This window comes from Streptomyces sp. NBC_00388 (assembly GCF_036061255.1).
In the GTDB taxonomy this organism is placed as follows: domain Bacteria; phylum Actinomycetota; class Actinomycetes; order Streptomycetales; family Streptomycetaceae; genus Streptomyces.
This window is the reverse complement of the sequence record NZ_CP107948.1, coordinates 2,588,751-2,610,810: the sequence shown is the minus strand read 5'-3', so window position 1 is coordinate 2,610,810 and position 22,060 is coordinate 2,588,751. Positions and strand designations below refer to the sequence as shown.

The 22,060-nt window shown below is 72.2% G+C and carries 17 protein-coding genes and 1 tRNA gene; 14 read left to right on the top strand and 4 right to left on the bottom strand.

The window, feature by feature from the left end:
- Window positions 1–1,119: a DUF1152 domain-containing protein gene (locus tag OG917_RS11835; protein ID WP_328317531.1), complete on the top strand. Its 1,119-nt coding sequence runs from the start codon at window positions 1–3 to the stop codon at window positions 1,117–1,119.
- 142 nt (window positions 1,120–1,261) lie between these two features.
- Here the strand turns inward: OG917_RS11835 and OG917_RS11830 are convergent, their stop codons facing one another.
- Window positions 1,262–1,717 carry a tellurite resistance TerB family protein gene (locus tag OG917_RS11830; RefSeq protein ID WP_328317530.1) on the bottom strand — a complete coding sequence of 152 codons (456 nt, stop codon included), beginning with the start codon at window positions 1,715–1,717 and terminating at the stop codon, window positions 1,262–1,264.
- Window positions 1,718–1,894: 177 nt separating this feature from the next.
- Here OG917_RS11830 and OG917_RS11825 point away from each other — a divergent pair, with 177 nt between their 5' ends.
- The 4 genes from OG917_RS11825 to OG917_RS11810 all read left to right on the top strand — a co-directional run bounded on the left by OG917_RS11825 (window position 1,895) and on the right by OG917_RS11810 (window position 8,065).
- On the top strand, window positions 1,895–2,794 hold the full coding sequence (locus OG917_RS11825; protein ID WP_328317529.1) for an Lrp/AsnC family transcriptional regulator: 900 nt from the start codon (window positions 1,895–1,897) through the stop codon (window positions 2,792–2,794).
- Window positions 2,795–3,168: 374 nt separating this feature from the next.
- Window positions 3,169–4,827 (top strand): amidohydrolase, encoded by a 1,659-nt coding sequence (locus OG917_RS11820; protein ID WP_328317528.1) that lies wholly within the window; start codon window positions 3,169–3,171, stop codon window positions 4,825–4,827.
- 109 nt (window positions 4,828–4,936) lie between these two features.
- On the top strand, window positions 4,937–6,412 hold the full coding sequence (locus OG917_RS11815) for a purine-cytosine permease family protein (RefSeq protein WP_328317527.1): 1,476 nt from the start codon (window positions 4,937–4,939) through the stop codon (window positions 6,410–6,412).
- A gap of 258 nt (window positions 6,413–6,670) precedes the next feature.
- Window positions 6,671–8,065, top strand: coding sequence for an MFS transporter (locus OG917_RS11810; protein ID WP_443059071.1), 1,395 nt, complete (start codon window positions 6,671–6,673; stop codon window positions 8,063–8,065).
- 35 nt (window positions 8,066–8,100) lie between these two features.
- Here OG917_RS11810 and lgt read toward each other — a convergent pair whose 3' ends face one another.
- On the bottom strand, window positions 8,101–9,006 hold the full coding sequence (gene lgt / locus OG917_RS11805; RefSeq protein ID WP_328321833.1) for a prolipoprotein diacylglyceryl transferase: 906 nt from the start codon (window positions 9,004–9,006) through the stop codon (window positions 8,101–8,103).
- Window positions 9,007–9,442: 436 nt separating this feature from the next.
- On the opposite strand from lgt, the gene OG917_RS11800 reads away from it, so the two are divergent.
- Entirely contained in the window at window positions 9,443–9,931 is a 489-nt protein-coding gene (locus OG917_RS11800) for a MarR family winged helix-turn-helix transcriptional regulator (protein ID WP_328317526.1), read from the top strand.
- Window positions 9,932–10,128: 197 nt separating this feature from the next.
- Here OG917_RS11800 and OG917_RS11795 read toward each other — a convergent pair.
- Window positions 10,129–10,201, bottom strand: a tRNA-Arg gene (locus OG917_RS11795).
- A gap of 337 nt (window positions 10,202–10,538) precedes the next feature.
- Between OG917_RS11795 and OG917_RS11790 the strand changes: the two genes are divergently transcribed.
- From OG917_RS11790 to OG917_RS11760, 7 genes are all read left to right on the top strand, one after another.
- Window positions 10,539–12,140 (top strand): dynamin family protein, encoded by a 1,602-nt coding sequence (locus OG917_RS11790; protein ID WP_328321831.1) that lies wholly within the window; start codon window positions 10,539–10,541, stop codon window positions 12,138–12,140.
- Between the two features lie 248 nt (window positions 12,141–12,388).
- Window positions 12,389–14,221 carry a GTPase gene (locus tag OG917_RS11785; protein ID WP_443059070.1) on the top strand — a complete coding sequence of 611 codons (1,833 nt, stop codon included), beginning with the start codon at window positions 12,389–12,391 and terminating at the stop codon, window positions 14,219–14,221.
- Between the two features lie 238 nt (window positions 14,222–14,459).
- Window positions 14,460–14,861: a single-stranded DNA-binding protein gene (locus OG917_RS11780; RefSeq protein ID WP_328317525.1), complete on the top strand. Its 402-nt coding sequence runs from the start codon at window positions 14,460–14,462 to the stop codon at window positions 14,859–14,861.
- A gap of 372 nt (window positions 14,862–15,233) precedes the next feature.
- Window positions 15,234–16,538, top strand: a complete 1,305-nt coding sequence (locus tag OG917_RS11775) for a Cys-Gln thioester bond-forming surface protein (protein WP_328317524.1) — start codon at window positions 15,234–15,236, stop codon at window positions 16,536–16,538.
- Window positions 16,539–16,985: 447 nt separating this feature from the next.
- On the top strand, window positions 16,986–18,650 hold the full coding sequence (gene ettA, locus OG917_RS11770; RefSeq protein WP_328317523.1) for an energy-dependent translational throttle protein EttA: 1,665 nt from the start codon (window positions 16,986–16,988) through the stop codon (window positions 18,648–18,650).
- Window positions 18,651–18,652: 2 nt separating this feature from the next.
- Window positions 18,653–19,075, top strand: a complete 423-nt coding sequence (locus OG917_RS11765; protein WP_328317522.1) for an acyl-CoA thioesterase — start codon at window positions 18,653–18,655, stop codon at window positions 19,073–19,075.
- On the top strand, window positions 19,072–19,803 hold the full coding sequence (locus OG917_RS11760; RefSeq protein ID WP_328317521.1) for a hypothetical protein: 732 nt from the start codon (window positions 19,072–19,074) through the stop codon (window positions 19,801–19,803). The genes OG917_RS11765 and OG917_RS11760 overlap by 4 nt, the downstream gene beginning before the upstream one ends.
- Window positions 19,804–19,824: 21 nt before the next feature.
- Here OG917_RS11760 and OG917_RS11755 read toward each other — a convergent pair whose 3' ends face one another.
- Window positions 19,825–20,229 carry a globin gene (locus OG917_RS11755; RefSeq protein ID WP_328317520.1) on the bottom strand — a complete coding sequence of 135 codons (405 nt, stop codon included), beginning with the start codon at window positions 20,227–20,229 and terminating at the stop codon, window positions 19,825–19,827.
- 350 nt (window positions 20,230–20,579) lie between these two features.
- Between OG917_RS11755 and OG917_RS11750 the strand changes: the two genes are divergently transcribed.
- On the top strand, window positions 20,580–22,055 hold the full coding sequence (locus OG917_RS11750; RefSeq protein WP_328317519.1) for a hypothetical protein: 1,476 nt from the start codon (window positions 20,580–20,582) through the stop codon (window positions 22,053–22,055).
- Window positions 22,056–22,060 lie beyond the last annotated feature (5 nt).

The following is a 22,060-nucleotide window of genomic DNA, read 5'->3' as shown; positions in this document are numbered from 1 at the left end:
ATGAAGCGACTTCTCATAGCGGCCGGCGGTGGCGGCGACGCCATCGCGACAGCGATGGTGCACGCCGCTCTGCACGGACCCGACGAGCCCGCCCTCGTGCTGACATACGCCTGGGAGCGGCTGGTTGTCGATCCGGTGCCGGGCCCGCGGCGGCCTTCCGACTTCACCGGGACCCTCCCGGCCGGACCCACCCTGCGGCTGGTCACCCCCGAATCCGCGCCCCGGCCGCCTGCCGGGTCGCTCCTGCCCCGGCTCGCCGCCGGCCTGCGCCCCACGCTCGGCCTGCTCGACCCCTACGACGGGGCGGTTGGGCTCGCGCACCAGATCGCGGAGGCCGCCGCGTACTGCGGAGCCACGCGGGTCGATGTCGTCGATGTCGGCGGCGACATCCTGGCCGACGGCACCGAACCGACCCTGCGCAGCCCGCTCGGGGACGCGCTGGTCCTCGCCGCCTGTGCACGCGCCGCGCTCCCCACGGCGGTGCATGTGGCGGGCCCGGGGCTCGACTCCGAGGTGCCGGAGGCCGCCCTGCTGCCTCTGCTGGGCGATCCGCTGCGCGCCCTGACCCACGCCGACACCCTGCCCGTTCAGGCGGTCTTCGACTGGCACCCCTCGGAGGCCGGGGCGCTGCTGGTCGCCGCCGCGCGCGGGATCCGCGGGGTCTGCGGCACCCGGGACGCCCCGCGGCCCGTCACGCTCGGCGCCGCCAGCGCCAACGTCTACCGGCTCACCCTGGAGCGGGCCCTCGAAATCAACCCGCTGGCAAGGGCGTTGGCGGGGAGTACGAGCCTGGCCGAGGCGGAGCGGGCCAGCGAACAGATCTGCGGCTTCTCCGAGATCGCCCGGGAGCGCGCCCGTGCGGCCCGGCTCGGCCGGGAGACGGGCGGATCGGCGGTCGGGCGGGCCGGTCGTTCGGGGCAGCCGTCGCCGGCCGAGCGCTTCGCCCGGTGGGAGCGCGGGACCGCACGCAGGGGGATCGCCTATGTCACCACGCGGCGCATCGCCGAGGAACTGGCCCTGGACCCGGTCGAACTGGCAGAGCTGCGTGACCACCTCCGCACGGCGTCCCCGCTCCGCCACACCCCGCCGCTCTGGCGGCTGGTGACGGCGGAGGGGTGATGCGGAGGAGCGGCGCCGGACCGCACAGCGTCACGTCACGTCGCCATGGCGTGCTGTGGCGCCGTGCGGAATGCGTGCGGTCCCGGCGGCGACGGTCCGTACGGTTCCGGCCGCCCGTACCGGCCCTGTCGGCCTGTCGTTCCTACAGGTCGAACTCCGTCGGGGGGATGCCCAGCGCGAAGCACGCCTCGCGGACCACGGCCTGCTCGGACTTGTCGAAGTCCCCGTCGGCTCCGCCGATCACGATGCCGATCTGGATGACGGCACGCGCCTCGGTGGGCTTCTTGCTGACCTTGCCGATGGTCTGCAGGACGCTGACCTTGCCGAAGGCGAAGTCGGCCGTGAGCTTCTGGCAGTAGTCGTTGAAGCGGGTCTGCAGATCGTCCGCTGTGAAGTTCTGCAGCACGTCATTGGTGGCGATCAGGGAGGCGACGCGCTGCCGCTCCGCGGGGTCGATCGAGCCGTCGGCCGCGGCGACCAGCGCGCACATGGCCATGCTGGCGTCCCGGAATCCGCCGCTCTTGAGGTCGTTCTTCTTCGCGTCGAGCTGCGTCTGCATCGTCTTCGCAGAGTCCTTCAGGCGGTCCCACAGGGCCATCAGCCGTCTCCTCATTCACCGCGTGACCATTTTGATCACTCTTTACGGAGGGACAACGGCCGGACCCGTCAGGAAGTGCCCGCCGCGGGCCCGGTGGGTGCCGGGCGCCGCCTCTGCCCGGTGGCGGGTCCGGACGGCGGGTGGCGGCTCCGGCGCGCGTGGCAGACTGACTGACCGATGAACCTCGACGCCACCGACCTCGCGCTGGTCCACCTCCTCCAGGAGGACGGCCGCACGTCCTATGAGGCGCTTGCCGCGCGCGTCGGCCTCTCCCGCGCCGCCGCCCGCACCCGGGCGCTGCGGCTGACCGAGGACGGGGTGCTGCGCATTGTCGGCGTCATCCACCCCGCGGTGCTGGGGCGGACGGTCAGCGCGCACGTGGCGATCGACGTCGACGGTCCGGCCGGACCTGTGGCGCGGACCGTGGCCGGGCTGTCCGAAGCCGTCTTCGTGACGCTGACCGCCGGCCGCCGCCCGGTCATCGCGGAGCTGCGGACGTCCGACTTCGACGCGCTGAGCGCCCTGGTGGCAGGCGTCGCGCGGCTGCCCGGCGTACGGGGCGTCGACACGACCCCGTACACGCGCGTGCTCAAGGACCCCTATCTGCCGGTTACTTCGCCGGACCTGGTGAGTCTCGACGAGACGGACCACGCGATCCTGCGGGCGCTGCAGACCGACGGGCGGATGTCGTACGCGGAGCTGGCCGAGCGGATCGCCATGTCGGCGGCGGCCGCACGGGCCCGCTCGCTGCGCCTGCTGGACGCCGGTGTCTTCCGGGTCGCCGCGCTGGTCCGGCCGGGGACCCTCGGGATGGGCCACCTCGCGGGCTTCTCGATGCGCCGCTCCGGCGCCGCGCACGGTGCGGCGGGGGTGGGCAGCCTGCTGGCCACCGAGCAGGTGCAGTTCGCCGCGGAGTGTGTGGGCCGGGCGGACGTCATCGGGACGGTCGGTGGCGAGACCCTCGCCGACGTGCTGGCCTCGCTGGAGGAGTTGCGCGCCCTGGAAGGCGTGCACGGCCTGGAGAGCTGGCTCCATCTGGAGCTGGTCAAAGAGCGCTACGACTCCCTGACGAGCTGAGCCGACGAGCTGACGGCCCCGCGTTCCCGGGCCTGCCTCCCCGCGCGGAGGCCTCGCCCGGGCGCGCCAGGCCCCGGCGCCCGGCTCCGGCGCTCTGCTTCCGCCACCCGTCCTCCCGCCGTTTCCGCCGTCCCCCTCTCCGGCGGCCGGCGCTTCGCTCGCTGAGGGCCGGTTCTGCAAGCGAAAAGTTCTCCAGTTGCCCCTCTGGATAATCTTTCGCTTGCATCGTACTGTCGCAGTCAGCGGATCACTCGCACTTGCCTCCATCCGGCGTCGATTCGTTTCCCGTGCTGTCGGAGCGCCGGCGTATGCCCGCCGTCCTGCGCCGGCCCACCGGGACCGCACGCCCCTCCCCGTACGACCGGAGTACCCACATGGCCAGCACGCACGCAGCACACCCGGACCGCACCCTCCTCGTCACCGGCGGCACCGTCCACACCCTCACCCCGGCGGGCCGTGCCGAGGCCCTCGCGGTGCGCGGTGAGCGCATCGTGCACGCGGGTACGCCCGAGGAGTGCCGCGCCGCACTGGACGGCCGGGTGGACGAGCGGCTGGACCTCGGCGGGCGCCAGCTGCTGCCCGGCTTCGTCGACGCGCACTGCCACCCGGTGATGTACGGGCAGAACCTGGCCTGGGCCGATGTGCGGCCCGAGACCGTCGCGGACATCGACGGTCTGGTCGCCGCGCTCCGCCGGCACGCGGAAGGGCTCCGCCAGGACGCCCCGCTGCGTGGCTTCGGCTACGAGCACCGCAGGCTGGCCGAGGGCCGCCACCCCACCTGCCAGGACCTCGACCGCGTCGCCGGCGACCGCGAGGTCTACGTGATGAACGCGTCCGGCCACGGCGGTGTCGTGAACACCCACACGCTGCGCAAGTACGGCATCACCGCCGGCACCCCCGACCCGGTCGGCGGGCGCATCGGCCGGACGCCCTCCGGCGAGCCCAACGGTGAACTGTGGGACGGCGCCTGCGATCTCCTGACAGGACCTGACGGGGTGAAGATCACCAACCACGGCCCGAACTTCCACCTCGACGACCCGGCCGACGTGATGCGCGGCCATCTGCTCCGGGCCCAGCAGACCTTCCTCGCCGCCGGGGTCACCACCATCGGTGACGCCCAGGCGTCCCGCCGTGAACTCTCCACGTACCTGCGCGCCCGCGACGCCGGTGACCTGCGGATGCGTACCTCCGTCTATCTGACGTCCGCGCTGCTGGACACGGCCCTCGACCTCGGGCTCGGCAGCGAACTCGGCGACGACCAGCTGCGGATCCAGGGCGTCAAGCTCTACGCGGACGGCACGCTGGGCGGCTGGACCGCGTACTTCCCCGAGGGATACGCGGCCGACTGCTGCAACCACGGGCAGCTCTACCACGACCCCGCCGACTACGCGGAGCTGGTGATGCGTGCCCACCGGGCCGGATTCCAGACCGCGACCCACGCGCAGTCCCCCTACGCCATCGGCATGGTCCTGGACGCGGTCGGGAAGGCGCTCGCCGACACGCCCAGGACCGACCCCCGGCACCGCGTCGAACACTGCGGTCTCCCCACCGACGCGGAGATCACCCGCATGCGGGAGCTGGGCGTGCACGCCGTGCTCCAGCCGCAGCACCACCTCCGCACCGGCGACGGCACGCTCACCGCGATCGGCGAGATGGGCCACCGCTACAACCCGGCGGGTCTGCTCCAGTCGGCGGGCACGGAGTTCGCGTTCAGCTCGGACGCGCCCGTCGCACCGCCCCGGCCGTTCGAGGCGGTCGCCGCGGCCGCGAGCCGGGAGACCGTGCTCGGCACCCGGCTCGGCACCCCGGAGATGCGGCTCGCGGTGGCGGACGGCATCCGCGCACACACACTCGGCGGGGCGCGGGCACTGCACCGCGAGAACGAGGTGGGCAGCCTGCGCGCCGGAGCGTTCGCCGACTTCGTCGTCACGGCCGCCGACCCGTACCGGACCGACGACCTCGCACAGCTCGCCACGACCGGCGTCGAGGAGACCTGGATCGGCGCCCGTCAGGTCTGGTCCGCCACGGCCTGACGCGCCGGGCGTCCGACGGTCCGGAGCCCCCTCGGCCCAGGCTGTTCACCGATTACGGCACACCGCGCCCGCCCGTTCCAGAGGCCGCCACCGTGAAGGAGCACCACCGATGAGCACCACCGCACAGCCGGACCGGCCCGGGGCCGGTACGGCCGAACACACCGGCGGCGGCCCCGCAGCGGGCGCGGTCGAACAGCACGGCTACGACTTCATCCCCGAGTCCGAGCGCTATATGACCCCGCGCCAGCTGGGCTTCTTCTGGGCCGGGATCAACTCCTACCAGTTCTTCTTCGTGCTCGGCGCGGGCGCCATCGCCCTCGGCCTCTCGCTCGTCCAGGCACTGGTCGCCGTGGTGGCGGGCAACGCGCTCTTCGCTCTCGTCGCCTACAGCTCGATCGCCGGACCGCGCGCAGGACTGCCCGCGCTCACGCTGAGCCGGGCGCCCTTCGGGGTGTTCGGCAACCGCATCAACGCGCTGTTCACCTGGGCCATGTCCCTGGGCTTCAAGACGGTCAACGGCCTCCTCGGGGTCTTCGCCGTGCTCGCCCTCTTCGACCGGCTCGGCTGGCACCACTCCGGCGCCCCGGGCAAGGTCCTGGCGACCCTGCTCGTGCTCGGGGCGGCCATCGTCATCGCGGTCACCGGACACCGGCTGCTGGTCAGGGTCCAGCCGTACTTCGCGGTGGCGGTGGCCGTGGTCTTCGCGCTGCTGCTCTGCTGGACGATCGGCGGGGTGGACTGGAACTGGCACCCGCCGCACCACGCGGGCGGCGGCAGCGGCAACTGGCTCGCCCTGGTCGTCTCGGCCGCCGCCCTGATCGCGTCCGGGTCGCTCTCCTACCTGGTGGTCTCGCCGGACTACGCGCGCTACCTGCCATCGGACACCCCGGTCCGCAAGGTCTTCCCGCGGGTGCTCGGCGGCGGCGCCGGAATGGCGGTCTACCTGGGCATCGCCGGTGTCCTGGTCGCGACCCGTACGGACCTCACGGACCCGGTGGCGGGCGTCCGGCCGCTGGTGCCCGGCTGGCTGTACATCCTCTACATCGCCGCCTGCTTCCTGGGCTCGATCTCCAACAACGCCTCGGTCTTCTACTCGTCGGGCCTCGCGATCCAGGCCATCGGCATCCCGCTGAAGCGCTGGCTCGCCACGGCCCTGGACGCCACCCTGGCCCTCGCCGCGGTGCTGCTGATCCTCTTCGTGTACGACTTCGAGACCGCGCTGAACGAATTCCTCTCCCTGGTCAACGTCTGGGCTGGTCCGTTCGCCGCCGTCTGGATCGTGGACGGCGTCCTGCGCCGCTGGCACTACGACCAGCACGACATCCACACCAGCGACCGGAGCAGTCGCTACTGGGGCGTCGGCGGGGTCAACGTCCAGGGGCTGATCGCGCTCGCCTGCGGCATGGCCACCGGGCTGCTGACCATCAACTCGCCTCTCCTGCACAGCTGGCTGAGTGGCCGGCTTGGCGGCGCCGACCTCTCCTGGTTCCTGCCGATCCTGGTCTCGGGCGCGGCCTATCTGCACCTGGCCGGGCGGCGGGTGCGCGGCGAGCGGGAGCGGGACGGGCAGGTGAGTCGCACGTAACCGGCAGCGCAGCCGCGGTGGTCTCGGCGGGGCCCCGGGACGGCGGGCAGCGGCCCGGCGTCCCGGGGCCCCCGTGTTCTCCGGGCCCGCACTCACACGCACGCCCCACGTATCGGCAACAAAGTATTTCGGTATCCGATGTAATCTTCTTCCGCAGGGTCCCCGGGCCCGGCACCCCGGCGTGCGAGTGGAGGAGATGTGAGCAGGCGTACGACGACGCTGCACGACGGACGGCGCCCTTCGTGGCCGGCCGCCCTCCTGCGGGAGCGGGCCAGGCCGGAGCGGATCCGGGTGCGCCCCGGCGCCTGGTGGCTCGCGGTGGGGACGGTGTGCTTCGGCGCGTTCATGGGGCAGCTGGACGCGAGCATCGTCACCCTGACCTACGGCAGCGTGCGGACGGATTTCCACACATCGCTCGCGGCCGTGGAGTGGGTGTCACTCGCGTACTTGCTGACGCTGGTCGCGCTGCTGGTTCCGGTCGGCCGGCTGTCGGACGCGTACGGGCGCAAGCTCTTCTATCTCTACGGCTTCGTGGTCTTCACCGCCGCATCGGCGGCCTGCGGCCTCGCGCCCTCGCTGGGGGCGTTGGTGGCATTCCGGGTGGTCCAGGCGGCGGGTGCGGCCATGATGCAGGCCAACAGCGTCGCGCTGGTCGCCACCAGTGCGCCGCGTGAGCGGATGCGGACCGCGCTCGGCGTCCAGGCCGCCGCGCAGGCCCTCGGCCTGGCACTGGGGCCCACGGTCGGTGGCGCGCTGGTGGCGACGCTCGGCTGGCGCTGGGTCTTCGGCATCAATGTGCCGATCGGACTGTTCGCGCTGGTCGCCGGCCACTACCTGCTTCCGAGGACACGCGGCCGGCAGCGGGCGCGAGGCTTCGACTGGGCGGGCCTGGCGCTGCTCGTCGTGGCGACGACCAGCGGGCTGCTCGGGGTCTCGGCCGCGTCAGGACTGCCGGTGCCGGGCTGGGGCGTGGCCGGGCTGTTCGTCCTGGCCGCCGGGGCGGGCTGGGCGTTCGCGGTCCGCCAGCGGGTGGCCGCCGTGCCCCTGCTGGATCTGGCGCTGCTGAGGTTGCGCGCGGTGTCGGCCGGGCTGACCGGTGCGCTCTGCGGCTATCTGGTGCTCTTCGGCCCGCTGGTCCTGATCCCGATCGTGCTGACGGGCAGCGGCTCCTCGGAGCTGACGGCGGGCCTGGTGCTGACAGCGCTGCCGGTCGGCTTCGCGGTGGCCGCGACGGCGGCGGACCGCGCCCTGCCCCCGGCCCTGGGCGACCGGGGCCGCTGTGTGCTGGGCGCGCTGGTCTGTGTGGCGGCGCTGGGGGCGATGGCCCTGGCGCCGCTGACGCCCGGCCCGCTGCTCCTGCTCCTCGCGGTGCTCGGACTCGGACTCGGCGTCTTCACCCCGGCCAACAACACGCTGATCATGGGCGCGATCCCGGCGAGCTCGTCGGGTACCGGCGGCGGACTGGTCAACATGGCACGGGGCCTGGGCACCGCTCTGGGCGTCGCCCTGGTGACCCTGGCCCTGCACCTCGCCCCGCCGCACGGTGTGCCGGACGGGCCGCGCTGGGCCGTACTCGTCCTGCTCGCGGCAGCGCTCGTGGCGGTGGGTGCTGCGGGCGCCGGAACCCGGGCGGGCGCTCGTCCGCGTACGTGACGGGACGGAGATGACGGGACGGAGACGCGCCCCGGTCACCCGGGGGCGTTCCCGGAGGAGGAGCCGGAACCGGAGGACGAGCCCGAACCGGAGGACGAGCCCGAACCGGGACCGTGACCGGGCTCCGGGCCGGACCCGGAGCCGGGAGTGGCCCGATCACGGGTGGCGACGAGGTAGACCAGGGCTCCGGCGAACAGTACGGCGGAGACCCAGTCGTTCAGCCGCAGGCCCAGGAAGTGGTTGGCGTGGTCGATCCGCAGGGCTTCGATCCAGGCGCGTCCCGTGGTGTACGCCAGCACGTAGCAGGCGAACAGCCGTCCCCTGCGCGGGCGGTAGCGCCGGTCCAGCCAGAGCAGCAGAGCCATCACGCCGAGGTCCCACAGCGACTCGTAGAGGAACGTCGGGTGGTAGAAGGCCGCGGTCGGGCTGGACTCGGGCCGGTGCGCGGGGTCGATCAACAGGGCCCAGGGGAGATGGGTGGGGCCACCGAACAGCTCCTGGTTGAAGTAGTTGCCCCACCGTCCGATCGCCTGTGCCAGCACCAGACCGGGAGCGGCGGCGTCCGCGAAGTCCGCCAGCGCGATGCCCCGGCGCCTGCACCCCAGCCAGGCGCCCACGGCGCCGAGCGCGACCGCACCGGGGATACCGAGTCCGCCGTCCCAGATGTACAGCGCCCGGATGGGCTGCTTCCCGGCGGCGAAGTACAGCTCGGGGTCGGTGATGACGTGGTAGAGCCGGCCGCCCAGCACTCCGAACGGCACCGCCCAGAGGGCGATGTCGGCGATGTGGTCCCGGTTGCCGCCGCGGGCCGCCCAGCGGCGGCCCGTCAGCCACACCCCGGCGAAGATCCCGGCGATGATGCACAGCGCGTACGCCCGGACCGGGAAGGGTCCGAGATGCCAGACGCCCTGCGAGGGGCTCGGAAGGTACGCCAGGTTCATCGGCGGGACCGCTCTCGACGTGAGGTTGCCGACCGGGGGCCGGAGGAACCCGAACGAGATTACATCGGTCACCGAACCTTTCGGTTGTGGCCCTTGTGGCCCTTGTGGCCCTTGTGGCCCTTGTGGCCCTTGTGGCCCTTGTGGCCCTTGTGGCCCTTGTGGCCCCTGCGCCCTCTGTGGACTCTGGGGCCCGTGTGATTCCTGCGCCCCTCGTGACTCGGGTGACTTCCGGATCCCTGCGGTCCCCAAGTGACTCCGGTGACCCCTTTGGTTCCGGTGACCGCTGTGGCCCATGCCCCCGTCCGCCCTGCCACGGTCCACCCGGCCGTTGTCCGCCGCTTTCGCCGCCCATGCAGGGGCGGCCCCCGGACAGGTGGCACCGAGCCGGTGGTCCCGGGCCGGTGGCCCCGGTCTCCGGGATCAGTAAAGTTCGCGTATGCCGCCCCAGCCCCGATCCGGGACCCGTAAGCCGCCGAAGGACCACACGTCCGACGCGCGGCTGCTCACCGAGGCCGTCACGCGTCTGCGCCGTTCCCTCCGGGCGTCGATCCGTACCGACTATCCGTGGGAGACGCTCCCCATGGCCCAGGTCGAGTTGCTTCAGGTCCTCGCGGAGCACTCCCCGGCCCGGATCAGCGATCTGGCCACCCGCCAGCACCTGGCGGCCAGCACGGTCTCCGGACTGATCGGGCAGATGATCGCTGCCGGTCTGGTGACCCGCGACGTCGACTCCGCCGACCGGCGGGCCTCAGTCGTCGTCCTCACCGACGCGGGCCGCGCCCAGCTCACGGCGTGGGCCAAGGCTCACGAACGCCGCCTGGGAGCCGCCCTCGGAGCCCTGGGCGAAGGGGACCGTGAGACGGTCCGTGCGGCACTTCCCGCCCTGCTCCGCATCGCCGAGCACCTGGACGACACCGGCGGCTGACGGCAGCGGGCGTCCCCTCACGCGGACCCCGCGCGGTCCCGCGCCCGGCTCGCGGCGCGGGACGAGCCCGCAGGTCCCGCGTCTCCCGGTTCCGGGCGCAGCGGACCCTTACGCGGTCACTACGTCGTTCTCGCTAAGTTCCCCGGACCTGAGAAAGGCCCTCCCGGTGGGAGGGCCAGGCCGCGGTGCGGCGGGAGTGCCCCCGGCAGGACTCGAACCTGCGGCCAAGCGCTTAGAAGGCGCCTGCTCTATCCACTGAGCTACGGGGGCCGGATCGTGGCCTCGGCGGCCTGGAGCCCCGGTTGTACGGGTGCGTGACCTTGCCGGGGACCAGGATAGGGCTCCATTCACCTGCTCCCCGTTGCTTCACCTCCGTGGCACGATGTGGAGGTTCAGTGAAGCGAACTGATAATCGCAGGCGGGTGCGGATCGCGCATCGCTTTTGGCCCATCGGATCGCGGGTGTTGTGCAGTCGTTATGCCTGCGCCCCACTCGTCCTGAGTGTCCCGGGTGTCCGAACGGCCCTGATCACGCCCGATTGGCGCGCAGAAGTGGCTATACGCTTCAAAAAGCCAACTAAATTGGGCATTCTTCGCATGTGGTGACCTTGGATGTACGGCCTCAGCTGATTGACGCACTCTCCGTCTTGCGTGACCGAGTCGCCGCCGTGCGCCTTCCGCTCCCGTTGCCCGGCGCGCCACGCGCCCGCCGGACGCAGACCGAACTGCTCGCACAGCTCGACGACTACCTGGTGCCCCGGCTCAGAAGCCCGGAGGCTCCGCTGCTCGCCGTGATCGGTGGATCGACCGGTGCGGGGAAGTCCACACTCGTCAATTCGCTGGTCGGGCGCCGGGTCAGCGAAGCCGGCGTGCTGCGGCCCACCACGCGGACGCCGGTCCTGGTCTGCCACCCCGACGACCACCACTGGTTCGCCGGGCTGCGCGTGCTGCCGCGCCTCACCCGCGTCTGGCTTCCGCAGCAGGACGACACCGGTGACGGCGCAGCCCCGGAGCCGCACGGCCCCGCCGGCGGTGCGCTGCGGGTCGAGGTCGCCGAGAACCTGCCGCGCGGGCTCGCCCTGCTCGACGCCCCCGACATCGACTCGCTCGTCGCGGGCAACCGCGCGCTGGCCGCCGAGTTGATCTGCGCCGCCGATGTGTGGGTGATGGTGACCACCGCGTCCCGGTACGCCGACGCCGTCCCCTGGCATCTGCTGCGTACCGCGAAGGAGTACCGAGCGACGCTCGTCACCGTCCTCGACCGGGTACCCCACCAGGTCGTCGGCGAGGTCTCACGGCAGTACGGCGCGCTGCTCACCCGGGCCGGCCTCGGGGACGCGCCCCGCTTCACCATCCCCGAACTGCCCGAGTCCGCGGGCGGGGGCAGCGGACTGCTGCCCACGACCGCCGTGGCGCCGCTGCGCGCCTGGCTGACCGAGCGCGTGCAGGACCCGGCCGCCAGGCAGCAGGCCCTCGACCGCACGGCGAACGGGGTGATCGATTCGCTCGGTTCGCGGATGCCCGAGCTGGCCGCAGCCGTTGCCGTTCAGTACGCCGCTTCGGTCCGGCTCACCGGCACCGTCGACGAGGCGTACGCGAGTGAGGGCAGACGCGTACGGGCGCGTCTCAGGGCGGGCGCCGTGCTGGCCGGGGACGCCAGGACCCGGTGGCGCGGCTACCCGCTGGACAGTTCGTCGGGCGAGCTGCTCGACGCGCTGTCGGAGAGCCTGGCTGCGCTGCTCGAGTGCGCGGTGGCCGCCGCCGACGAACGGGTCCGCGAGAGCTGGGGGCGCGAACCGGCGGCGGCCGGGCTGGTGGCGGAGTCGATGGAGGCGGGCGAGCGGGTCGGGCTCGCCGTGCGCCGCTGGCGGCGGGTCCTGGAGGAACTCGCCGAGGAAGAGGTGCGGGAGCTGGAGCGCTCGGCCGCGCCGGATCCCGAGGCGGTTGCCGCGCTGCTGGCCGCGGCGTTGCTGGGTGGACGCAGGACCCGCAAGGCGGGGGAGCGGCTGGCCGAACGGATCGGGGCGCAGGGGGCGCTGAGGCTGCGCGACAAGGGCGCGGAGCTGGTCGGCACATACATCGACGAGGTGCTCGCCAAGGAGCGCCGACGCCGGCTCGCACCGCTCGAAGCCCTCGACGTGGGCCCCGAGTCGCAGGCCGAACTGATCGCCGCGCTGTCCGTACTGCAGAAGGAGAAGTGGCCGCGATGACCGAGGTGACACAGGTGACGGGGACGGCCGGAACGGCGGACGCGGCGACGGACGGGGCCGCGGTGGCCGACGCGGCCACCGCGCCGTCCGCAGCGGCCGGTTCGCACGGTACTGAGGGGACGGCTCCCGGCACCTGCGGGGCGGACCCGGACGTGGGCCGGGACGCGGCGGCGGGTGCCGTGGACGACGCTGCCCCGTCCGGCGCACCGGACCTGGCGCCCGGCACCGCTTCGCGCACGGCCCCGGGGATGGCGGACACCGCCTCCGACTCCGGCGACCCCTCCGGCGAGCTGTCCGGCGACCCGTCCGGCGACCCGTCCGGCCCGGTCCGGATGCCCGGCCAGGGCGGACACCGCTGGGACGACGGTTTCATCGCCCGGCGCGCGGCCGACCGGGAGAGCACGCCCGGCGCTGCCCGGGACCTCACCATGGGCCCGCAGCCCGAGTCGTACGAGGACTTCCCGCGTTCCGTGTCGTACGGCGCCGAACTGCGTGCCCGGCTGGACGCCCTGCGGGAACTGGTCGGGCTCTCCCGTACGCGCCTCGACGGCCCGACGCTGGCCGAGGCCGGACGGGTGCTGGACGAGGCCTCGGCCCGGCAGCGGCTCTCCTCGCAGCACACCGTCGTCGCCATCGCGGGCGCGACCGGGAGCGGCAAGTCGACACTCTTCAACGCCCTTGCCGGAGTGGCGATCTCCGAGACCGGGGTGCGCAGGCCCACCACCTCCGCCCCTCTCGCCTGCAGCTGGACCGACGGCGCCGCCGGCCTGCTCGACCGGCTGGCGATCCCCGGGAGGCTGCGCCGCAGGCCCTGGATGAGCGCGGGGCCCGGCGACGAGTTGCACGGACTCGTCCTCATCGACCTTCCGGACCACGACTCCGCCATGACCGCGCACCGCGACCAGGTGGACCGGGCGATGGAGCTGGTCGACGCGGTGATCTGGGTGGTCGACCCGGAGAAGTACGCCGACGCGGCCCTCCATGACCGCTACCTCAAGCCGCTCGCGGGCCATGCCGAGGTCACCTTCGTGGTGCTCAACCAGATCGACCGGCTGCCGGGCGAGGCCGCGGACCAGGTCCTCGACGATCTGCGGCGACTGCTCGACGAGGACGGTATGGCGCTGGGCGAGCACGGTGAGCCGGGCGCGACGGTGCTGGCGCTGTCGGCGCTCACCGGAGAGGGAGTGGGCGAACTGCGGGAGCTGGTCGGGCGGTTCGTACGGGAGCGGGGTGCGCCGGCACGGCGGCTGTCGGCCGATGTGGCCGCGGCGGCCGGCGAACTGCGGTCGGCGTATGTCGCCGAGGGGCACGCCGGGCTCGGCGAGCTGGCGCGCGAGCAGTTCGGCGACCGGCTCGGTGACGCGATCGGCGCCCTGGCGGCGGGCGAGGCGGCGGAGCGCGAGTGGAGCCGTAACGCGGTGAAGGCGTGCGGGACGCCGTGGCTGCGGCTCTGGCGGTGGTACGAGGCCACGCGCGCGCCCGGCGGCCCGGAGCCGATGCCCGCGGAGACCGGCCCGGAGCCCGCGGGTACGGAGGCCACGGCCAGACAGCAGGTGGAGCAGGCGGTGCGTACGGTCGCCGACGACGCGGCAGGCGGCCTCCCGGCACCCTGGGCGCAGGCGGTGCGTGAGGCGGCCGCCCGCGGCGGCGAAGGACTGCCCGAGGCCCTGGACGAACTGGCGGCGACGACCACCGCGCCGCGGCCGGGCGGCCGTTCGGGGCGGCCCGCGTGGTGGCCGGCCGCCGTACTGGCCCAAGTAATGATGACGGTGCATCAGATTCTTGGTGTGCTCTGGCTGCTGGGGGCGCTGGCGGGGGTGCTCGATGTCGCCCCGCTGACCCCTGTCCTGGTGATGCTGGCCGGGACCGCGGGCGGCCCGCTCGTCGAGTGGGCGTGCGGAGTGGCCGTACGGGGGCCCGCTCACCGGTACGGGCAGGACGCCGAGCGCAGATTGCGGGAGGCGGCAGCCGCGTGCGGCAGGGCGCGGGTGCTCGATCCGATCGGGGCCGAGCTGCTGCGCTACCGGGAGGTCCGGGAGCAGTACGTGACGGTGAACGGGTTGTCCACAACAGGTAAGTAGTCCACAGGCGCGAGCGGGAGAGGCTCCCGCCGGGCCAGCATGGGGACCGGATCAGCAACCGGCGACAGCGGGCGGCGGAACGGGCCGTGCGGGGCGCATGGGCCGTGCGGGGCGAATGGACGGCGCGGCCCGGCAGGGCGTGCCCGGTCCGGGGTTCGCCGCGAGAGTGGCCGGGTGCACCCGCGCGGCTGTCACGGGGGCAGCCGCGCAGACCAGGACGGGACGGGGAGACAGGCTCATGAACGACACCTTGGTGACATTGGTGGGAAATGTGGCGACGCAGCCTGAGTACCGGGATTCGGTCACCGGCGGAATGGCGCGATTTCGCTTCGCGGTCACCGCGCGCCGCTGGGACCGGCAGAAACAGGCCTGGACCGACGGGCCGACCAGCTTCTACACGGTGTGGGCCTGGCGGACACTGGCCGCGAATCTTGCGGGGTCCGTGTCCGTCGGTGAACCACTCGTCGTGCACGGCAGGTTGAAAGTGCGCGAAGAGGACAAGGACGGACAGCGCAGATTCTCGGCGGACATCGAGGCGCTGGCGGTGGGGCACGACCTGACCCGTGGAACCAGCGCCTTCAAGCGTGTGGCCAGGGCGGATACGTCTCTGACGGAGCGGCCGAAGGACCTTGTGTCCTGACCGGCGACGGTGCGCGCCGCGGCGCCACCGGCCCCTGGGGGGTGGTGATTTGTCGATATCGTCGGGTGACGGAGCGTATTCGCGGTAACGATTCTGATTCGGAATGGTTATCAGACGCCATGTGTGGAGACTGTGTTGCTCCAGCGTCCTTAGGATTCCCAGATACTCACGGGGCATTTGAGTCTGCCGGCGAGGAACTTCCCCCACGCGCGCCGCGAGGCGCATCGCGCGAAGAGTCCTTGCCCGAAGGGGAATTCTGTGTTTTCTGCGGTTTCTGTGTTTTCTGCGGGTTCTGGTTCCCGCATACGGCGGCTGGGCACCTCCCGGCTGGCCGCCGCCGCCCTGACTGCGGGGCTGGTCGCCGGTGGTGCGATGGCCACTGCCGGGCCCGCCTTTGCCGACGACGCTCCCACCAACTCCTCCGGTGTCACCGCCACCCTGGACAACCCGGGGGTATCGGTCGGCGGCAAGGTCGTGATCGACGGTGCCGACGAGACGGCCGGGCTCTTCGAGCTGAAGGTCGACGGCGGCGGCACCATCAAGACGTACTGCATCGACCTGCACAACCACACGCAGGCCAACACCTCCTACCGTGAGGTCACATGGGCCGAGTCCTCACTCGCGCACAACGACGACGCGGGCAAGATCCGCTGGATCCTTGAGCACTCCTACCCGCAGGTGACGCCCGCCTCGCTCGGCGCGAACCTCGATGTCGCGCTGACCGACGCGACGGCCGCCGCCGCGACCCAGGCCGCGATCTGGCACTTCTCGGACCACGTCGACGCGGTGCCGAAGGACGAGGCCGGGCGCAAGCTCACCGAGTACCTGGAGAAGTCCGCGGACAACGTCGCCGAGCCGTCCGCTTCGCTCTCGCTCGGCCCGGCCGACGTCGCGGGTCACCCGGGTGAGTCGCTCGGCCCGGTGACGGTCTCCACCAACGCCGCCAAGGCCGAGGTCGCCCTCGCCCCCGACGCGCCGCAGGGTGTCAGCGTCGTGGACAAGGACGGCAAGCCCGTGACCAGCGCGGTCAACGGTACGCAGCTGTTCTTCAAGGTCCCGGCGGGTACGCAGCCCGGCTCGGCCAAGGTGAACGTCACCGCGCAGACCGCGGTGCCGATCGGCCGCGCCTTCGTCAGCGACTCCAAGAGCCAGACGCAGATCCTCGCGGGCACCAGCACCGCTTCGGTCGGCGCTGTCGCCTCGGCCAACTGGGCCAGCAAGGGCGCCGTCCCGGCGCTCTCCGCCATGAAGGACTGCGCCAAGGGCGGCGTGGACATCACCGCCAGCAACAAGGGCGATGAGGCGTTCACCTTCGAGCTCGCCGGCCAGAAGCACACCATCGAGGCCGGCAAGTCGCAGACGGTGACCGTTCCGGTCGCCGAGGACCAGGCCTACGACTTCACGATCAAGGGCCCGAACGGCTTCGAGAAGCGCTTCCAGGGCGTCCTCGACTGCAAGACGGCCGGCAGCACGCCCACCCACAGCGCCGCTCCGTCCCCGAAGCCCAGCGCGGCCTCGGCCGGCGGCAGCACCTCGGGTGCGAAGGGCGGCGACCTGGCCGAGACGGGCAGCTCCAGCTCCACCCCGGTGATCGCCGGTGTCGCGATCGCCCTCGTGGTGCTCGGCGGCGGCGCGGTCTTCATGCTCCGCAGGAAGAACGGCACCGCGGGTCAGTGACCCCTGCCCGGTCACCGGAGCGCCGCTCCGGTGACCGGACGTGAGCGGTGAGAGAAGTGAGTGAGTGGTCACCGGACAGGGATGGCCACAGCGGCCCCGGTACGCCTCGTGCGGACCGGGGCCGCCCCCATGGGCAGGCGCTGAGAGCGCTGAGAGCGCTGAGAGACGCGAGCGGGCACTGAGCGGCGTCCGTCCCCGCCGGGTGATCGTTTCCTGGGCCGCCCCCCGGCCGCCCCCCGGCCGTCCCTGGCCGCGCAAGCGCGGTCCCCGCACCGTGCGAGACCGCCCGGCAGTGACCTACGGCGACGGCAGGTGACGGACCGGCTACCGGCGGGACGGGCGAAAGTCCAGGTCGCGGACGCTCGACCGTGCGGGTTTCCATCGAGGGATGGCCGTCAGGCAAGATGGGGTGTATCTGCCCACACATCTAATGCCGGACGGTTTCTCTTGGCTGAGTTCATCTACACCATGCGCAAGACGCGCAAGGCGCACGGCGACAAGGTGATTCTCGACGACGTCACCCTGAACTTCCTGCCCGGCGCGAAGATCGGTGTCGTGGGCCCCAACGGTGCCGGTAAGTCCACGGTTCTGAAGATCATGGCGGGCCTTGAGCAGCCCTCCAACGGCGAGGCGTACATCTCGCCCGGATTCAGCGTCGGCATCCTCATGCAGGAGCCCGAGCTGGACGAGTCGAAGACCGTCCTGGAGAACGTGCAGGACGGCGCCGCCGAGATCATGGGCAAGCTCAAGCGCTTCAACGACGTCGCCGAGCTGATGGCGACCGACTACTCCGACGCGCTCATGGACGAGATGGGCAAGCTCCAGGAGGACCTGGACCACGCCAACGCCTGGGATCTGGACGCTCAGCTTGAGCAGGCCATGGACGCCCTGGGCTGCCCGCCCGGCGACTGGCCCGTGGTGAACCTCTCCGGCGGTGAGAAGCGCCGCGTCGCGCTCTGCAAGCTGCTGATCGAGGCGCCCGACCTGCTCCTCCTCGACGAGCCCACCAACCACCTGGACGCCGAGTCGGTGAACTGGCTGGAGCAGCACCTCTCGAAGTACCCGGGTGCCGTCGTGGCCGTGACGCACGACCGGTACTTCCTGAACAACGTCGCCGAGTGGATCCTCGAACTCGACCGCGGCCGCGCGCTGCCCTACGAGGGCAACTACTCCACATACCTGGACAAGAAGTCGGCCCGTCTCAAGGTCGAGGGCCGCAAGGACGAGAAGCGCGCCAAGCGGCTCAAGGAAGAGCTGGACTGGGTCCGCTCCAACGCCAAGGGCCGCCAGACCAAGTCCAAGGCCCGCCTCGCGCGTTACGAGGAGATGGCGGCCGAGGCGGACAAGATGCGGAAGCTGGACTTCGAGGAGATCCAGATCCCGCCGGGCCCGCGGCTCGGTTCCATCGTCGTCGAGGTCGAGAACCTCTCGAAGGCCTTCGGCGACAAGGTCCTCATCGACGACCTGTCGTTCACGCTGCCGCGCAACGGCATCGTCGGTGTCATCGGCCCGAACGGCGCGGGCAAGACCACGCTGTTCAAGATGATCCAGGGCCTGGAGACGCCGGACTCCGGCGCCATCAAGGTCGGCGACACGGTCAAGATCTCGTACGTCGACCAGAGCCGCGCCAACATCGACCCCAAGAAGACCCTCTGGGCGGTCGTGTCGGACGAGCTCGACTACATCAACGTCGGACAGGTCGAGATGCCTTCGCGGGCGTACGTCTCGGCATTCGGCTTCAAGGGCCCGGACCAGCAGAAGCCGGCCGGTGTGCTCTCCGGTGGTGAGCGCAACCGTCTGAACCTGGCGCTGACGCTCAAGGAGGGCGGCAACCTGCTGCTCCTCGACGAGCCCACCAACGACCTGGACGTCGAGACGCTCTCCTCGCTGGAGAACGCGCTGCTCGAATTCCCCGGTGCGGCCGTGGTCATCTCCCACGACCGTTGGTTCCTCGACCGCGTCGCCACGCACATCCTGGCGTACGAGGGCGACTCCCGGTGGTACTGGTTCGAGGGCAACTTCGAGTCGTACGAGAAGAACAAGATCGAGCGCCTCGGTGCCGACGCGGCCCGCCCGCACCGCGCCACGTACAAGAAGCTGACGCGAGGCTGACCGTGCGGCACATCTACTCCTGCCCCCTGCGCTGGTCGGACATGGACGCCTTCGGGCACGTCAACAACGTCGTCTTCCTCCGCTATCTGGAAGAGGCGCGGATCGACTTCATGTTCCGGCTGGCGCCGGGGGACGGTTCGCCGTCGTTCTCCGGCGGGTCCGTGGTGGCCCGGCACGAGATCGACTACGTACGTCCGCTGGTGCACCGGCACGCGCCGGTCACCGTCGAGTCCTGGGTGACGAAGATCGGTGCCGCGTCGCTCACCATCGCCTACGAGGTGAAGGACGAGGACCAGGTGTACGTACGGGCGTCGACGGTCGTCGTCCCGTACAACCTGGAGGCCCAGCGGCCGCGGCGGATCACCGCCGAGGAGAAGTCCTTCCTCCAGGAGTATCTGGACCAGCCGGGAGTGCTCGCTGCATGACGGGACTCCCGCTGCGACTGGTCTTCGCCGACGCCGGGGAGGCGGCCGATCTCGCCGCCTTCCTGGCCCGGCTGATCCACTACGACCGAGCCGCGGCGGTACGGCTGCAGGCCCGGCCCGGTGCCGGGGACGCCGGTGCCGAACAGGGCCTGGCCGTCTTCGGGCGCCCGCCGTCGTTCGAGGTGCTGGCCATCCGTACGGCGCGGCTGGCCGCTCCGGTGGCCCTGGACACCACCGTATCCGCGGGTGAACTGCTCGAATCCGTGGACGAGCAGGGTGCGGCGGCCACCGTGCCCGCTCCTGTCACCGGCCCGCCGTGGGCGGGCCTGCTGCCGCCCCGCAGCGGCTGGCAGCAGCTGCCGGGGCTTCCGTCACCGGACGCGCTGCACGCCGCTGTTGCCGCTGTCGTCGCCGAATTCCGGTCCCGTACCGAGCAGTTGCCGACCGAGCGGCGCACGCGTGCCGAACTCGACCGGATCGGGCGGGAGATCTGGTCCCGGCCGCTCGGCGACACCCCGCTGCCGGTCCGCGCGGCACACGCCGCCCAGTCGCTCGGGTTCCTCCGGCCGGTCCGGGTGGCCGTCCCCGAGCGTTCCTCCGGTACCGGAGGAACCGGCCCGTACACGCTGCTCGGCGCCGGTTCCTGGCTCCGGCTGCGCACCCCGTACGGCTCGACCGCGGTGCGCGAGGCGTCCGCACTGGGCGGGCTGAGCGTCACTCCCGCGTAGGGAACCCTGCGAACGGCCGGTTCAGCCCTCGGTGTTGACCATGGAGGCAGCCGCGTAGGTCAGGTACTTCCAGAGCTGCTGCTCGTGCTCCTCGGCCAGGCCGAGCTCGTCGACCGCCTTTCGCATGTGCGCGAGCCATGCGTCATGGGCGGCACGGTCCACCTGGAACGGGGAGTGCCGCATCCGCAGCCGGGGATGGCCGCGGTTGTCGCTGTAGGTGCGCGGGCCGCCCCAGTACTGCATGAGGAACAGGGCGAGCCGCTCCTCGGCCGGGCCGAGGTCCTCCTCCGGGTACATGGGCCGCAGCAGGGGATCTCCGGCCACGCCCTGGTAGAAGTGGTGGACCAGGCGCCGGAAGGTCTCCTCGCCGCCGACCTGCTCGTAGAAGGTCTGCTCCTGAAGCGTGCCGCGCGGGATCTCTGTCACCCCTCCATGGTCGCAGACGGCGGAGCGGAGTGCTGCGGTCCCAGTGCACTCGATGCCGCCGCCACCGGGCGAGCAGACCCGCGGACAGGGGCCCGGCTCGATACGGCCGGACAGCCGGACGCGCTGTCACACGTTCTTCATTCTCTGTGCATGGTCCGGGGGCGCGGCCGCACCCGAGGATGGGCAGCGCCGCGGAAGCACCGCCCGGACCGGGCCTCGTACTGCCGGGGGCCCGCTTCGTGGGCACTTCGCCCGCCACGCCCACCGCTCGGATGCCCCGCCCGGGGGCGCTGCCGACCGGGCCGACCGAATGGAATCGACTCGTGCCCCTGACCGTCCGGCGTTCCCCCGTGAGACGTGACGGCCTCCGGCGTCTCCTGCCGCCCGCCCTTCTGCTCGCCGCAACCCTGGTGGTGTCGGAAGCCACGCCGGGCACCGCCGCCCCGGCCACCCCCGCCGACTCCGGCTCACCGGCCGCCTCTGCGTTCCCTGCCAACCCGTACGCGGGACCACCGGGAACCGCCACCATGCACGGGGACACCGGCTCTTCCGACACCACCCCGCTCGCCGGCCCCGGGGCCGGGAAGCTCACCGGGAAGCGGACCGGGCTGCTGTCGGCCTGCCCCACCGTCCTGGCCGGGTCCGACGACTACCCGGTGGCCCTGTGCACGCCGATCCTGGGCCAGGTGCCCACCGTCCACCTCCTCGATCCGCACACCGGCGCCTCCCTCACCTCGCTCAAGCTCACCAAGGGGTCACTGCTCGGCGGTGTCTACGCCTACATCGACCACCAGGACCGGCTCGTCGTCGTGGACGGCAGCCGCTCCCTGCTGCGCATCGGGCACCACCGGGACGCGGACAACACCTGGCGGCTGACTGTCGACAAGAGCCTCTCGCTCGCCTCGGCCGTGCCCGCCGACGACGCGGTCACCGGGCTCTCGCCGGACTGGCAGGGGCGCGTCTGGTTCGCCACCGGCGGTGGCGTGGTCGGCACAGCGGACGACACCACGGGCACGGTCCGGTCCACGAGCCTCCCGGCCGGTGAGCGGATCGCCAACAGCATCTCGACCGCGCCGCAGGGCACCGCCGTGACCACCACCCACGCCACGTACCTGCTCACCGCGACCGCCGACGGCACCCCGCAGATCGCCTGGCGCCGGGCGTACGACCGGGGCCGGGCGCGGAAGCCCGGCATGCTGAGCTGGGGCAGCGGTTCCACCCCCACGTTCTTCGGGCCCACGGGTGGCACCGACTACGTGGCCATGGTCGACAACGCCGACTCCTCGGTCGCGCTGAAGGTCTACCGGACGACGACGGGTGAGAGCGTCTGCTCCGTGCCGGTGCTGCTCGCCTCCCACGGCCCCGGCAGCGAGAACTCACCGATCGGAGCCGACCGGAGCGTCTTCGTCGCCGGCACTTACGGATACCCCTACCCGGCCGTTCCCGAGGGCGCGGGCGACAGCGTGCCCGCATCGGCGCCCTTCGCCGGCGGACTCAGCCGCGTCGACGTCCGCGCCGACGGCTCCGGCTGCGACCTGGTCTGGGACAACACGGTCCGCTCGGCGGCCGTGCCGAAGCTCTCCACCGCGGACGGAAGACTGCGCACCGTCCTGCGCGACCCGGTCATCCCCGGCACCACCGGGACCAGCCTGCTCGATCCCTACCGCTACGCCGAGATCGACCCGGACACCGGGAAGGTCCTCCGCAGCCAGCTGCTGGGCATCGGCGCTCTGTACGACACCCTGCAAATGGCCGGAACGGTGACACCGGACGGCGCCTATCTGCAGGGCACCGTCACCGGCATCCTCCGGATCACCGCGGGCTGACCGGC

What these genes read in the sequence shown, in the direction of transcription:
- OG917_RS11835 (WP_328317531.1), top strand. Translation starts at nt 1, where the DNA reads ATGAAGCGACTTCTCATAGCGGCCGGCGGTGGCGGCGACGCCATCGCG.
- OG917_RS11830 (WP_328317530.1), bottom strand. Translation starts at nt 1,717, where the DNA reads ATGGCCCTGTGGGACCGCCTGAAGGACTCTGCGAAGACGATGCAGACG.
- OG917_RS11825 (WP_328317529.1), top strand. Translation starts at nt 1,895, where the DNA reads ATGAACCTCGACGCCACCGACCTCGCGCTGGTCCACCTCCTCCAGGAG.
- OG917_RS11820 (WP_328317528.1), top strand. Translation starts at nt 3,169, where the DNA reads ATGGCCAGCACGCACGCAGCACACCCGGACCGCACCCTCCTCGTCACC.
- OG917_RS11815 (WP_328317527.1), top strand. Translation starts at nt 4,937, where the DNA reads ATGAGCACCACCGCACAGCCGGACCGGCCCGGGGCCGGTACGGCCGAA.
- lgt (WP_328321833.1), bottom strand. Translation starts at nt 9,006, where the DNA reads ATGAACCTGGCGTACCTTCCGAGCCCCTCGCAGGGCGTCTGGCATCTC.
- OG917_RS11800 (WP_328317526.1), top strand. Translation starts at nt 9,443, where the DNA reads ATGCCGCCCCAGCCCCGATCCGGGACCCGTAAGCCGCCGAAGGACCAC.
- OG917_RS11785 (WP_443059070.1), top strand. Translation starts at nt 12,389, where the DNA reads ATGGCGGACACCGCCTCCGACTCCGGCGACCCCTCCGGCGAGCTGTCC.
- OG917_RS11780 (WP_328317525.1), top strand. Translation starts at nt 14,460, where the DNA reads ATGAACGACACCTTGGTGACATTGGTGGGAAATGTGGCGACGCAGCCT.
- OG917_RS11775 (WP_328317524.1), top strand. Translation starts at nt 15,234, where the DNA reads ATGGCCACTGCCGGGCCCGCCTTTGCCGACGACGCTCCCACCAACTCC.
- OG917_RS11760 (WP_328317521.1), top strand. Translation starts at nt 19,072, where the DNA reads ATGACGGGACTCCCGCTGCGACTGGTCTTCGCCGACGCCGGGGAGGCG.